The sequence below is a fragment of the Streptomyces sp. NPDC050703 genome, assembly GCF_040654435.1.
In the GTDB taxonomy this organism is placed as follows: Bacteria; Actinomycetota; Actinomycetes; order Streptomycetales; family Streptomycetaceae; genus Streptomyces.
Window position 1 is genome coordinate 84461 of the sequence record NZ_JBFAHX010000016.1, and the last position, 13431, is coordinate 97891.

The following is a 13431-nucleotide window of genomic DNA, read 5'->3' on the forward strand; positions in this document are numbered from 1 at the left end:
ATTCCCGATAGTGCAGGGTGTGGGCTGCTTGATGAGCTGTTCGCATGAGCCATGGAAAGTTGGTACACCGTCTGACCGCCGCCATTGTCGTCATCATCGGCGTGACAGCACTCGCGGCCACCGCCCCATCGGCTGGTCCACGCGAACGGCCCGCGCACCCGTTACGTCCGGCCCGCCAGGCCACGCACGCGCCGACACAGACCGTGCTGAACGAGATCGTCGCCCAGGGTACGCCGGGTGTCATCGCCCAGGTGCGAGACGCACACGGGGTGTGGAACGGCCGGGCCGGTGTCGCGGACCTCGCTTCCGAACGACCACGAAACGCGCGTGAGAGGTTCCGCGTCGCCAGCGTGACCAAGACGTTCACGGCCGCGGTGCTGCTCGGACTGGAAGCGGAGAGGAAGCTGTCGTTGGACGACAGCGTGGCGAAATGGCTGCCCGGCGTGGTGCGCGGCAAGGGCTACCGGCCCGGGAACATCACCCTGCGGCACCTGCTCAACCACACGAGCGGCATCTTCGACTACAACACGGACCAGGGCTTTCGCGCCCGCTACGCGGCCAAGGGGTTCGAGCGGAACCGCCACGTCGTGTGGACCCCTCGCCAACTGGTGGAGATCGCGCTTGCCCATCCGCCCGACTTCCAGCCGGAGCAGGGCAGCAGACCCGGCAAGCCCGGCCGGTGGGACTACTCCGACACCAACTACATCCTCGCCGGCATGATCATTGAGAAGGCCACGGGCGGCACCTACAGACAAGCCATGGAGCGCCTCGTCATCAACCCCCTCGGCCTGCATGGCACAAGCGTCCCGGGCCTGTCGCCCGAACTGCCCTCACCGCACGCAGTGCACTACTCCACACTGTTCGAGGACGGGCCGAAGGCACGGGTGCACGATGTCACGGAGTTCAGCCCTTCGGTGGCCTTCGCCGCCGGACAGATGATCTCGACCACGGAAGACGTCAACACCTTCCTTTCCGCCCTGCTGGCCGGTGAGCTGCTGCCGCCCGCCCAGCAACGGCAGCTGCTCGACGCGGTCGCCGTCGACGGGGACAAGGGGCACGGCGGTCCGAGCGATGTCTACGGCCTCGGCATACGACGATTCCAGCTTGCGGAGGGCTGCTGGGCGTGGGGCCACGGCGGCATGATCCCCGGGTCCGCGACCCGGACTCTCGCCACGGCGGACGGTCGGCACGTCATGACCATCAACCGCAATGGTGACTGGGGCGAGCAGCGCCTGGAGGACGCCGCCGCCGAGACTGCATTCTGTGGAGGTGGCACCGGTGACGCGGAACGGCGGTCGAGGACAGGTAATTCTCAGCCACCGGACGTCCGGACGGCCGGCAGTCCGATCGCCCCGTGATCGCGCCCGGCTCAGGACACGGCGCCTGGATGCCGATACCGATGTGACGCCTTGATCGGCGGCCTCCCGTGCGAGCCTTCCGGACCCCGGTCCCCTCCTGGCCCCCAAGCGCCTCCCGTACCAAAGCCCCACCCGCCGAGGCGTCGGTCTCGGTCGGTGTCGCCGTGCCCGGCAGCCGTGCGCGACGGCGCACGCCGATCTCTCCCGCTGGCTCGGCAGCGACCACACCAGCGACAACCACTGGCGCTGACACTGCCGCTGGGGCGCCGCGCTCCCTCCTTCGCCCCAGCGCCGAGCAGGTCAGCGTGGTGCGTAGTCGGGCAGTCGGGTCAGTCCTGTTCCACCGCGGAGATGGAGTCGCCGAAGAGGTACTCCGCACTGTCCTGCGCGGCTGCGTACTGCCTGCCCTCGGCGTCCACCATCGCCACGGACCTGCGGGGCGCGTTCGACCACCGTGACGTGAAATCCGTGCAACGCGAGGACGAGTGGGTGCGCGCGCTGCTCGCAGGCTGGGCAGCCAAAAGCAACAGCACTTACATAAGCACTGTTACGATGCGCTCATGGCTGACCCCCGTGCGCTCGACCCGACGCAGCAGAGCCTCTGGCGGCCCCTGCGGCTGCTCCAGGCATCGATGGACGCCGACATCGCCCGGATCTACTCCGAGCAACAGATCGACGGGCTCAAGCCCAGCTTCGTCATGGAGTTGCTGCAGCTCCACGCCCGGGGGCCCATGACCATCGCGGAACTGGCCGAGTCGGTGCACCGTACGCATTCGGCACTCAGCCAGAAGGTCGCCGCCATGCGCACGGCCGGCTGGGTTCGGACCGTCGTGGGTGATGACGCGCGTACCAAGAAGGTGACGCTCACCGACAAAGCACGCGACGTCGTCGATCGTCTGGCGGCGGAATGGCGGGCCACCGAGGCCGCCCTCGCAGATCTCGAAGCCGAGATCCCCTATCCGCTCTCCCAGGTCGTCACCGATATCGAGCGGGCTCTTGAGCACAGGAGTTTCCACGACCGGATCGCCGAGAAGCTGGCCGAGGATCCCGCGTGGGGCTGAGGCACACGCTGATCGACGTGACTCCGCTACGGTCGTCACCGCCGTTCCGGCGCTTATGGATCGGCCAGGTCCTGTCCGGGTTCGGCAGTCAGATGACACTCGTCGCCGTCATGTTCCAGGTCTGGCAGATGACGGAGAGCCCCACATGGACGGGCGCCGTCGGGCTGGCGCAGGCGATTCCGCTCGTCGCGCTCGGACTGTTCGCCGGATCACTCGTCGACCGGGTGGACCGCCGGAAGTTCTCCTTGCTCATGACCGGCGGACAAGCCGTGTGCTCGCTCCTCCTCGCGCTCCAGGGCTTCCTCGGGAGCCTTCCCGTCGCCGGTGTCCTGGGGCCGGTCGCACTCCAGTCCTGCTTCGTCGCGGGCGGCGGCCCGGCCTCGCGCACCTTCGTTCCGTATCTCCTGCCCGAGCATCAACTGGCAGCGGGACTGGCACTGGGGCGCATCGCCTTCCAGGGCGCCATGCTGCTCGGTCCCGCTCTGGGCGGAGTCATCGTGGGCGGACTCGGAGTCGGCGCCTGCTACCTGATCGACGCCCTCACGTTCCTCGCCGCGCTCTACGGTGCGTTCCGCCTGCCGCAGATGAACCCCGGGCAGGAGCCCGCACGGCCCGGCCTGCGCGGAGTGCTGGACGGTCTGGCCTTCCTGGGCCGCACTCCCGTCATCCGCGGGGCCCTCCTCATCGACCTTGCCACCACCGTGCTGTCGATGCCCATCAGCCTGTTCCCCCTGGTCAACGCCGAACGGTTCGGCGGCAACCCGCGGACACTCGGACTGTTCCTCACCGCCATAGCCGTCGGCGGCGTCGTGGCATCCCTCTTCTCGGGAGCCTTCACCCGGCTGCCCCGCCCCGGCCTGGTCGTGCTCGGCGGAGCCGCGACCTGGGGAGTGGCGTTGACGCTGTTCGGCATGGCACCCGGCCCCTGGGTGGGCCCGGTCCTCCTCGTCGTAGTCGGCGCCGCCGACACCGTCTCCGTCGTCTCCCGGAGCACCGTCGTCCAGACGCACACCCCCCAGGAACTGCTCGGCCGCGTCAGCGCTGCCGAGCAGATCGTCGGGCAGGCCGGGCCCGACATCGGCAACCTGCGCGGCGGCCTCGTCGCAGACGCCACGTCGGGGGCTGCGGCCCTCGTCAGCGGTGGTCTGCTCTGCCTCGGTGCCGTCGCCGTGGTGGGCGCCACCACGGCGGACCTGCGCCACTCCGCCGGCCATCGCGGCGTTCAGGACCCCACCGCGCCCGCCCGGGTCAGCGCATGACGCCGTCCAAGCTCGGAGCCGGCCTGTTCGCCCGGGTCACGCCCTCTGCTCCTCCGGCACGGGCAGGCACTCGGCGAGCAGGCCGACGATGTCGCGCCACGCTCGCTGCGCGTGCTGCGGGTGATGGCCGACGCCGGGGACCGTGGGATGGTCGACCGGCGGATGGTGGAAGGCGTGCAGGGCGCCGCCGTAGACCGTGAGGCGCCAGTCGACGCCCGCGGCCTGCATCTCGGCGGTGAACGCTTCCCGTTGCGCGGGCGACATGATCGGGTCCTCCGATCCGACCCCGGCCCACACCGGGCAGCGGATACGCGCCGCCTCGCCCGGTCGGCCCGCGACAGTGGCGTTGACTGTGGCGATGGCGCGCAGGTCGACGCCGTCGCGCCCGAGTTCCAGCCCGATGGCGCCCCCGGTGCCGTAGCCGACGGCGGCGATCCGGTCGGGGTCGGTCCGCGGCTCGGCGCGCAGCACGTCGAGCGCCGCATGGCCGATGCCCCGCATCCGGTCGGGGTCATCGAGCAGCGGCAGGCAACGGGCCAGCATCTCCTCGGGGTCGCTCACATAGCGCCCGCCGTGGAGGTCGAAGGCCAGCGCGACATAACCCAGTTCGGCAAGAGCATCGGCGCGGCGGCGCTCGACGTCGCTGAGCCCCGTGCCCTCCGGTCCGAGCAGCACCGCGGGCCTGCGGCCGGTACCGGCCGGGAGCGCGAGGTGCCCGATCATCGTCAAACCGTCGGCCGGATACTCGACCGTATGCGTCGTGATCGTCGTCATGAGGCGGGACTGTAGTGATCGTCGGGCTCGGTCCGGCCGATGTTCTGCTGCTGGCAGAGCAGCGCGGCCACCGGTCGGCCTCTCCCGGGTGCGGCCAGCCCCCGTTGACCCTGCCCCTGGACGTCGACGGTCGGCCGGACGAGCTGCCCATGGTCGCGTCGCGTCCCTTGTACTCGAACGAGCCCGAGATGCCCTACGTCCCCGCCGCGGTGGCGTCACATGGGTCACTGTGAGTGGCGGGTGGACATGCCGCGGGTGAAACTGGATGTACCCCGCTGCCCGGCGTGGCAGAGGGGCTGTCGGCGGTCCCGGTCGCCGACCGCCGACCGGCCGGAGCGTGGCCGCCGCCTGCCACCGCGCGGCGCCGCACCACGACGGACCGGGCCGGTCGCCCCCGGATAGGCCGATCGCGCGGGACGCGGACGCGACACGGTGACTCGAAGTTCACGATGTGGGTACCGGAAGACGAGGCTGACGCGCGAGCGGAGGCCGGGCGGCCGGATGCCCGGCTCCCTGCCCGGAGGAGAGACCACGATGGCGCACGAAGACGACGACCGGCCGACCGTACCCGACAGGCCGGACACGCCGGACACAACGGATGCGGCGAATGCGGCGAATGCGGCAAACGCACCGGACGCACCGAGGACGTCGTCGGGCGCGCCGGAGGCTCGCACCGACGATGACCGCGTCACGCGGCGGCGGCCACTGCGGGAGCAGCACGTCGAGGAGACGGTGGAGGTCGCGGTGCCGGTGCGGACGGCGTACAACCAGTGGACGCAGTTCAAGACCTTTCCGCGCTTCTCGGCCGTCGTACAGGAAGTCGAGCAGATCCGGCCCACCGTGACCGCCTGGACCATCGGCTACGGCCCTCTGCGCCACCGTTTCGCGGTCGAGATCGTGGAGCAGGACCCCGACGCCTACCTGGTCTGGCGCGGTCTGGAGCAGAACCCCTCCCACCAGGGCGAGGTCGAGTTCCGGCCGGTGGCGGGGGCCGGCGGTACGGCGGCCACCGCCGTCACCGTCCGCATGTTCCTGGAACCGCGCGGGGGCGCGAGGCTCCTCACCCGCTCGTCCGGGGCGACGCGGCTGACCGCCCGGCTGGTGCGCGGCGAGCTGCTGAACTTCAAGCGGTTCATCGAGGGCCTCGGCCAGGAGGGCGGGGCCTGGCGCAGCACCATCCGCAACGGCCGCGTGCAGCACGATCACCCGGAACCGCCCAGGAGCCGCGTGGCCCAGTGGCCCGTCGGCTGAGCGGCGTGCCGAACACGGACGTGCCGTACACGGACGTGCCGCACACGGAACGGAACGAGAAAGGCGAACCGATGCAGAACCCGTCCGGCGAGGAGCCGGAGTCCACCCTCTCCGTGACACCGCCGAAGAAGTGGGCCGCCGGGGTCCCCGCCGTCGTGCACGCGCTGGAGTACTCCCTGGAGCAGACCTCCCCGAGGAAGACCGGGGTGGACCTGCTGACCATGAACCAGGTGGGCGGGATCGACTGCCCCGGCTGCGCATGGGCGGACCCGGCCCCGGGGAAGCGCCATCGCAACGAGTACTGCGAGAACGGCGCCAAGCACATCAACGACGAGGCCACCACACGCCGGATCACCGCCGACTTCTTCCGTGAGCACAGCGTCTCCGACCTCGCCGCCCGTTCCGACATGTGGCTCAACCAGCAGGGACGGCTCACCGAGCCGATGATCAAGCGGCCCGGCTCCGATCACTACGAGCCGATCGGCTGGAACGACGCCCTGGGCGTCCTCGCGCGGGAACTGAAGGCGCTGGCCTCTCCCGACGAGGCCGTCTTCTACACCTCCGGCCGTGCCAGCAACGAGGCCGCCTTCGTCCTGCAGCTCTTCGCCCGTGCCTTCGGCACCAACAACCTGCCCGACTGCAGCAACATGTGCCATGAGTCCAGCGGCTTCGCCCTGAGCGAGACCCTGGGCACCGGCAAGGGCACCGTCGGTCTCGACGACCTGCACCACGCCGACCTCATCTTCCTGGTCGGGCAGAACCCGGGCACCAACCATCCCCGTCAGCTCTCCGCCCTGGAGGAGGCCAAGCGCAACGGTGGCCGGATCGTGGCGGTCAATCCGCTGCCGGAGGCGGGGCTGCGGCGCTTCAAGAACCCGCAGAAGCCCCGCGGTGTCATCGGCCGCGGCACCCAGATCGCCGACCGCTTCCTGCACATCAAGCCCGGCGGTGACCTCGCCCTGTTCCAGGCCCTCAACCGTCTGCTGATCGAGGCCGAGGACGCCCGGCCCGGCACCGTCCTCGACCACGACTTCATCGACGCACACACCACTGGTTTCGAGGAGTTCGCCCAGTACGCCCGCACCGTCGACTGGGACGACGTGCGTGCCGCGACCGGGCTGACCCGCGAGGAGATCGAGAAGGTCCGCGACGAGGTCCTGCGCAGCGAGCGTGTCATCGTCTGCTGGGCGATGGGTATCACCCAGCACAAGCACGGCGTGCCCACCATCCGCGAGATCGTCAACTTCCTGATGCTGCGCGGCAACCTGGGCCGCGCCGGTACCGGCGCCTGCCCGGTGCGCGGTCACAGCAACGTCCAGGGCGACCGCACCATGGGCATCTGGGAGCAGATGCCCGACAGCTTCCTCGACGCCCTGCAGAAGGAGTTCGGGTTCGATCCGCCGCGCCCGCACGGCCTCGACTCGGTCAATTCGATCAGGGCGATGCGCGAGGGGCGCGTCAAGGTCTTCCTCGCGCTGGCCGGCAACTTCGTCCGGGCCGCTCCCGACAGCGAGGTCACCGAGGAGGCGATGCGCTCGTGCCGGCTGACCGCCCATATCTCCACCAAGCTGAATCGCTCGCACACCGTCTGCGGCGACACCGCGCTGATCCTGCCCACCCTGGGGCGTACGGAGCGTGACGTGCAGGCCGACGGCGAGCAGTTCGTCACCGTCGAGAACTCCATGAGCGAGGTGCACACCTCCCAGGGCCGTCTGGAGCCGGCCTCGCCACTGCTGCTCAGCGAAGTCGCCATCCTGTGCCGGCTCGCCCGCCTTACCCTGGACGGCAAGGCGGACATCCCCTGGGTCAATTTCGAGGGTGACTACGGCACCATCCGCGACCGCATCTCCCGCGTCGTGCCGGGCTTCCACGACTACAACGCACGGGTGTCCCGCCCGGGTGGCTTCCAACTGCCCAACCCCGTCAACGAGGGTGTGTTCAACAACAAGGTCGGCAAGGCCCTGTTCACCCGCAACGAGCGAGTCGTCCCCCGGGCTCCGAAGGGCCACCTGCTGTTGCAGACGCTGCGCTCGCACGACCAGTGGAACACCATTCCGTACACCAACAACGACCGCTACCGCGGTATCCACGGCAGTCGTCACGTCGTGCTCGTCAACCCCGCCGACCTGACCGAACTCGGCCTCGCCCAGGGTGACCGGGTCGACCTGGTGAGCGTCTGGGCGGACGGCACCGAGCGCCGGGCCGAGGACTTCGAGATCGTGCCGTACCCCGCCGCGAAGGGTTCGGCCGCCGCCTACTACCCGGAGACGAACGTGCTGGTGCCGCTGGACAGCGTCGCCGACATCAGCAACCAGCCGACGTCGAAGGGCATCGTCGTCCGCCTCGAACCCACGCTCGACCGAGCCCGGCCCACACCCGTCTGACCGGCGCACACCCGCCTGACCGGCCCGCCTGCCTGCCGAACCGGCTGCCGGGGGCACGACCGCGGCGGGGCCCGCCGCGCGACGGCGGCGGGCCCCGCGTTTCCCCTCGTGGGGGGGCGGTCAGCGCAGGCCGGCGAAGAGGTCGTCCTCGGGCAGCGACGCGCCGGTGGTGTCCTTCACGCGTACGAACGTCTCCCTCCCCATCAGCTCACCGAAACGCTCCTTGCCCATCTTGAGGAAGAAGATGTTCTCGCCCTGACTGGCGTGCGCGGCCAACGAGTCGTACTTCTGACCGCTGAACGCGGTGGTGTCCACCCACGTGGTGATCTCGTCGTCGGGAAGGCCGATCTCGGCCAGTGCGGCGGCCTCGGCGGGGTCCGGCTCCGGCATCTCTTCGCCGAATTCGCGCATGACCTCACCGAACCGCCGCATCGCCGAGCGCGGCATCGTGGTCCAGTAGACCTTCGGTGTCAGCTCGGTCATCTCCAGTGCCGCCATCGTGATGCGGTTGGCCTGGATGTGGTCGGGGTGGCCGTAGAAGCCGTTCTCGTCGTAGGTGACGACGACATCGGGCCGGTAGCGCCGCATGAGTGCGGCGAGGCGGGCCGCGCCTTCCTCCACCGGGGTCTGCCAGAAGGCGCCGGGGGCGTTGTTGCCGGGCCAGCCCATCATCCCTGAATCGGCGTAGTCGAGCGTCTCCAGATCGCTGATCTTCAGGACCTCGCAGCTCTCTTCGAGTTCCTTGCGGCGCAGCACGGCGACCGCGGCCGGGTCGTGTCCGGGGTCGCCCGGCTTGACGCCACCCGGCCCGTCACCGCAACCGCCGTCGGTACAGGTCACGAGCACCGTGCGCATGCCTTCCGCCGCATAGCGGGCCAGGACTCCTCCGGTACTGGTCGCCTCGTCGTCGGGGTGGGCGTGCACTGCCATCAGGGTCAGCGGCCGACGTTCAGTCATGAAACAGTCCTCCTGCGGTATCCGGTATCCATATGCTCTGTACGTCTACGTGATCTACGAGATCTACGCATCGATTCACCAACTGGCGCACTCCCCCGCGGTGTCGGCCCCCAGTCGGGCAACCCCGCCGGCCACCCCACAATTCCCACGGTCCAGGCCGGGAGACCGGGCCGCAGCCGCGTTGTCAGTGCCGACTGGCACGATCAGGGTATGACCAGTCGTACCGGCACCTCCGTACCACTCCCCGCCAACCACCGCGTCTCCGAGACCTACGTCGACTGGGCGCGCGCCCAGGCTGCGGATGCCGGGTCCACCGCGCGCGCCGTGCTCGACGAGGCCGGCCGGAAGCGGAATCGGGTCCATGAGAAGCCCGGCCGGTTCGTGGACGACATGGAGCGGCTGGCCCGAGGTCTGCCGGCGGACCATCTGCCCTGGTTCTGGGACACCATCGGCCACTGGCTGCTGGAGACGCACCGCCGCTCGGCCACCCGGGCCTACGGCCGGGCGCGTGCTGCCGAACGCGATCACCGGTTGCCCGTCGACCCCGACTGGCGACGGGCGAACGTGCTGCTCTTCGCCCGGTTCGGCGCCCTGCCCGCCGTCGAACTCAGCGGTCACCACGCCTGGTTGGCCGGGTTTCTCGAATCCGGCGAGGCCCACCGCGAGTTCGTCCGCCTGCTGGCCATCTGGGTGGCCTCGCCCGGCGAGCTCCCCGCCGACCTGGCCCGCCGGGTCCGCGACTCGGCTCGCGCCGCCGGGCTCGGCACCGAGGAGGAGGCCCGCGTGCTGGGCGAGCTGCTGGCCGCGGCCCGGGGCAAGGCCGTGCCCGACCGGCTGTTCGACGCCGCCGCCGGGCCGCTCGCCTCGTACCCTCCGACGGACGCCCAGGCCACCGCGCTGCTCGACCTTTTCCCCGAGTCGAGGAGCGACGCGGCTGCCTGGCTGCGGCTGCTCATCCGCTGTGGGGCCGCCGACGCCGCGGCGGCCGGCCGGATCGCCCCCGAGGGCGGTCTCGGCGACTGGCTGCGCCGCTATTCCGCCGGCTACTCACACCGCCTTGTCGCCGGTGGCGGGGTGACCAGGCAGCAGATGCCGGCCGAACTCCTCGACCTGGTCACACGGTTCGCACCGCTGTTGCGGGCGGCCGGCACCCCGGTCCAGCTGCACGAGGACCGCTACCGCTGGCCCCATCTGGACGCGGACCTGCTCGACCTCTGCCTCGCCGAGAGCATCCCCGTCGAGGACCCTGGCGCCGCCGTCGGCCTGGAACTCTGGGACGAGAGCTCACGGCGGGACCTCAAGGCGCTCGCCGCCGACCCGGTGTTCGGGCCGCGTCTGGAGGGCACCGTGCACGCCGGGCCCCGCTTCGGACCCCTTGCCCACCGGCCTCGTACGGGCACCGCCATCAGCCGGCTCCCGGGGAATCCGGGCGTCGCCGCCGAGGTGCACTCCCGGGTCGAGAAGCTGCTCGACGCCCTGCGCGGCGGTGGCCTCGCCGCCGCCGACGAAGCCGTCGACGAACTGCGCGACCTCCTCGACCGGCCCACCGCCGTCGCCCTGGACGGCATCGAGGAAGCCCTCGACGCCCTCGACCTCACCGGCCCGCTGGCCCGCGCCCTGCGCGCCGGACTGCCCGAGGAGCTGGGCTGGCCCGCGCTTGAGCAGACCCTCGCAGAGTTCCGGCCGGACGAGGTCGTGCACGTCACCTGCACCTGGCCGGTGCTCACCGTGTACGGGGAAGCGCGTGCCATCGCGGTCGACCACGCCGTCCGGCGCGGCGATCACACCCTGGAGCTCCCCGGCACCGCCCGTTCCCACACCGTGCACTGGGTGGGCGGTCAGTTCCACGTCGCGTGGAGTGAGAATGAGAACGACTGGCGGCCCCACAGCGCCTACTGGTCCGAGCGGCCCGACGAGACCTTCGTGCCGGAGGAGACGTATGGACTCGCCCCCTACGGCGGCAGCATCCAGGGCGGCCTCGGCTATCAGTTCGAAACGCCGGACGGTGGTGGGCGCTTCGACGGTGAACGCGTCCTGAGCCCCGGGGGCCACGAGGGCATCGGCCACCGCGACTACCAGATGAACGACGGCCGAGCCCTGTGGAGTTCCGCGGTATTCGGTGAGAGGAGGAACGGCTGGGCCCGCTTCGACCCGGACACGGGCACCCTCACCGACGACCGCACGCTGCCCGCGTTCCACCGTCCCACCGCTCCCCCGCCCGGGACCGAGCCCTTCCCCGACCACCGCATTCTCGCCGCGCTGCCGCCGGGCGCCCCACCCTCTCCGCTGGGCCAGGACGGGCGGCTCACCGGCTGCCGGGTCCACTACCGCACACCGTACGGCGGGCCTTCGCCCCGCGAATTCGTGCTGGAAACCATGGACGGCCGCACCGCCTCCTACCGCAGCCGCACCTGGGGGCGCCGCCCCTGGGGCATCCTCGCCCTGCCGCTCGGCGGGGAGGACGCCGTCATGACCGGCGGGACCACCATCCGCGGCCACGCCGCCGAGGACAACTCCCTGCTCTGGCAGGTGCGGGGATTCCCCGGCAGCCGTGACCGCTCCCCGGTCCGCGCCACGCTCGGTGACCAGGCCGGGCCGATGCCGCCGCCCGCCTACTGGCACTTCCTCGTCCCCCGTGACCAGGCGTCCTCCGAAGCCCTGCGGACCGTCACCGACAGCGACGTGTGCCGGCTGCTGCACCCCGGCGCCGGGCGCGGTGACGACGCTCCCCGCTCCCTGCCCGGTGTGAGTGACCCGCGGGTGCGGGCCGGCGTCGAGCGCGCCGTCCGGCTCGCCGCCGACGTACTGCGCCGCCGGCGGGAGGTCTCCCGCCGGGTCGCCGTCATGCGGTCCGGGCCGGTCGTCGACCTGCCCGACCCGGTGCCCGACACCTGCCTCACCTCCGCCCTGCGCGGCCTGCTGCCCCAACCGCGGCCCTACGAGGAGCAGCCGCCACGGCCGCAGCCCGCGCTCCTCACGGCGGTCGCCGCCGACGGCCGGTATCTGCGTGGCGAGATCGAGGACGAGGTCCGGGTGCTCGCCCTGCCGGCCGCCCCGCCCGAGTGGGCGGTGCTGACCGGCCGGATCGGCGCGGCTGCCTGGCGCGCCACCACGGCCGTCACCCCCGACGAGGAACGGCGGGCCCTCATCGCCCTGCTCGACGTGTGGAGCCGACAGCCGTTCGCCGACGCCGGCAGCGGATGGCGGACCGGCCGCGCTCCCGAGCAGCGCATCGCCGAACTCCGCGCGGACGGCGCTCTGATCGCCTCCGGTCCGGTCCGCAGCGGCCTCGTCCCCTTCCTCCACCGCGCCGCCGACCCGGTGCCCGCCGACGCCGAGGAGTGCGAGACCCACACCGTCACCACCGACGACACCACCCGGCTGCCCGGCCTGTTGGCCCTGATCGCCGAGCACGGCCCGTTGCCGGTGCCGGACGAGGCGGTGGACCTGTTCCGCTGGCGCACTGGGGTGCCCCGCCCGATCGCCGCGCTGGTCCTCGACGGCTTCCCCGGCAGGGACGACTACGACGAGCACCGCAAGATGCTCCGCACCAAGCCGTACAAGGCGGGCCAGGACGTCGTCCGGGAGTACCAGAAGCTCCAGGGGCGGCTCGGCCCCGTCGGCCGGCGCACCGTGCTCGCGGCGGCCGTGCCCCCGGACCCGGCCGAACTGTGGGCACCCGGCGGTACGACCGCCGCCGCGGACCGGATGGCCACGGCCTGGGCCGGAATCCTGGGTGCCGGCCCGTACACCGACGACGGCAGCCACGCCGCCGCCCTCGCCGTGGACCGCGGCCTGCCCGCGGCCTGGGCCACCGCTCTGCTCACCGGTCGCGCCCCGGAGCCCCTGGACGCGGACGGGGTGCGGGCCGCTGCGACCGCCGCCGCCTGGGCCCTCGCCGAACGCCCGGTCGGCGATCCGGCCGCGGCAGGCGCACGCGCCCTCATCGACCGGCTCACGGACGCTCCCGCCGCACTCGTCACCGCCCTGCGCCGGCTGGCGGACCGGTCCGCCGTCACCCCGGTCCCGCCGGGGCAGTACGAGATGAACCCGCTGTTCAGCGTCCCGGCCCTGGTGGCGGAGGCCGCGGCGGCGCTCGGCGTCGGCCGTGACGCGGCGGCCCTCCACCTGCAACTGCACGCCCTCGACCGCCCGGCCGATCGCACCGTCCGCCGCTGGAACACCTGGACGCTCGACCACCACCGCGCCGTCCGCAAGGAGCTCACCGCCGCGAAGGCCCCCCGCCCCACGCCGTCCGCCCCGGCGGCCGGCACGGACGGCACCGGGGCGGTAGCCGTCCCGATACCCGTGCACGAGCGGTTCGCCCGAGCGTGGTCGGAGCAGGCTCAGCCGAGGCGGCGACGCGGCTGATCGAGCCTCGCGGAGT

Annotated in this window: 8 protein-coding genes; 6 read left to right on the top strand and 2 right to left on the bottom strand. The window is 71.7% G+C overall.

Translation table 11 applies throughout. From position 1 onward, the window contains the following. Nucleotides 1-44 precede the first annotated feature (44 nt). The 3 genes from AB0I16_RS17405 to AB0I16_RS17415 all read left to right on the top strand — a co-directional run bounded on the left by AB0I16_RS17405 (nucleotide 45) and on the right by AB0I16_RS17415 (nucleotide 3678). Nucleotides 45-1358, top strand: coding sequence for a serine hydrolase domain-containing protein (locus tag AB0I16_RS17405; RefSeq protein WP_363250237.1), 1314 nt, complete (start codon nucleotides 45-47; stop codon nucleotides 1356-1358). A gap of 560 nt (nucleotides 1359-1918) precedes the next feature. Then, entirely contained in the window at nucleotides 1919-2419 is a 501-nt protein-coding gene (locus AB0I16_RS17410; protein WP_363250238.1) for a MarR family transcriptional regulator, read from the top strand. Beyond that, the gene (locus tag AB0I16_RS17415) at nucleotides 2410-3678 is read left to right on the top strand and encodes an MFS transporter (protein ID WP_363250239.1); all 1269 of its coding nucleotides are present in this window, start codon (nucleotides 2410-2412) and stop codon (nucleotides 3676-3678) included. Before AB0I16_RS17410 ends, AB0I16_RS17415 begins: the two co-directional genes overlap by 10 nt. A gap of 36 nt (nucleotides 3679-3714) precedes the next feature. Here the strand turns inward: AB0I16_RS17415 and AB0I16_RS17420 are convergent, their stop codons facing one another. Then, nucleotides 3715-4452, bottom strand: a complete 738-nt coding sequence (locus AB0I16_RS17420) for a dienelactone hydrolase family protein (RefSeq protein WP_363250240.1) — start codon at nucleotides 4450-4452, stop codon at nucleotides 3715-3717. Between the two features lie 705 nt (nucleotides 4453-5157). Between AB0I16_RS17420 and AB0I16_RS17425 the strand changes: the two genes are divergently transcribed. Together AB0I16_RS17425 and AB0I16_RS17430 are read left to right on the top strand one after the other, a co-directional pair. Next, nucleotides 5158-5703, top strand: coding sequence for an SRPBCC family protein (locus AB0I16_RS17425; RefSeq protein WP_363250301.1), 546 nt, complete (start codon nucleotides 5158-5160; stop codon nucleotides 5701-5703). A gap of 71 nt (nucleotides 5704-5774) precedes the next feature. Beyond that, a complete protein-coding gene (locus AB0I16_RS17430) occupies nucleotides 5775-8087 on the top strand; it encodes an FdhF/YdeP family oxidoreductase (protein ID WP_363250302.1) in 2313 nt (770 codons plus the stop codon). A gap of 120 nt (nucleotides 8088-8207) precedes the next feature. On the opposite strand, the gene AB0I16_RS17435 is transcribed toward AB0I16_RS17430, so the two are convergent. After that, nucleotides 8208-9044, bottom strand: a complete 837-nt coding sequence (locus AB0I16_RS17435; RefSeq protein ID WP_363250241.1) for a PIG-L family deacetylase — start codon at nucleotides 9042-9044, stop codon at nucleotides 8208-8210. A 210-nt stretch (nucleotides 9045-9254) separates the two neighbouring features. On the opposite strand from AB0I16_RS17435, the gene AB0I16_RS17440 reads away from it, so the two are divergent. Further along, the gene (locus AB0I16_RS17440) at nucleotides 9255-13415 is read left to right on the top strand and encodes a hypothetical protein (protein ID WP_363250242.1); all 4161 of its coding nucleotides are present in this window, start codon (nucleotides 9255-9257) and stop codon (nucleotides 13413-13415) included. The last annotated feature ends 16 nt before the right edge of the window (nucleotides 13416-13431 follow it).

Bases quoted from the DNA above. Each gene is read 5' to 3' on its own strand.
- AB0I16_RS17405 (WP_363250237.1), top strand. From the start codon at position 45: ATGAGCCATGGAAAGTTGGTACACCGTCTGACCGCCGCCATTGTCGTC.
- AB0I16_RS17440 (WP_363250242.1), top strand. From the start codon at position 9,255: ATGACCAGTCGTACCGGCACCTCCGTACCACTCCCCGCCAACCACCGC.
- AB0I16_RS17435 (WP_363250241.1), bottom strand. From the start codon at position 9,044: ATGACTGAACGTCGGCCGCTGACCCTGATGGCAGTGCACGCCCACCCC.
- AB0I16_RS17420 (WP_363250240.1), bottom strand. From the start codon at position 4,452: ATGACGACGATCACGACGCATACGGTCGAGTATCCGGCCGACGGTTTG.
- AB0I16_RS17410 (WP_363250238.1), top strand. From the start codon at position 1,919: ATGGCTGACCCCCGTGCGCTCGACCCGACGCAGCAGAGCCTCTGGCGG.
- AB0I16_RS17430 (WP_363250302.1), top strand. From the start codon at position 5,775: ATGCAGAACCCGTCCGGCGAGGAGCCGGAGTCCACCCTCTCCGTGACA.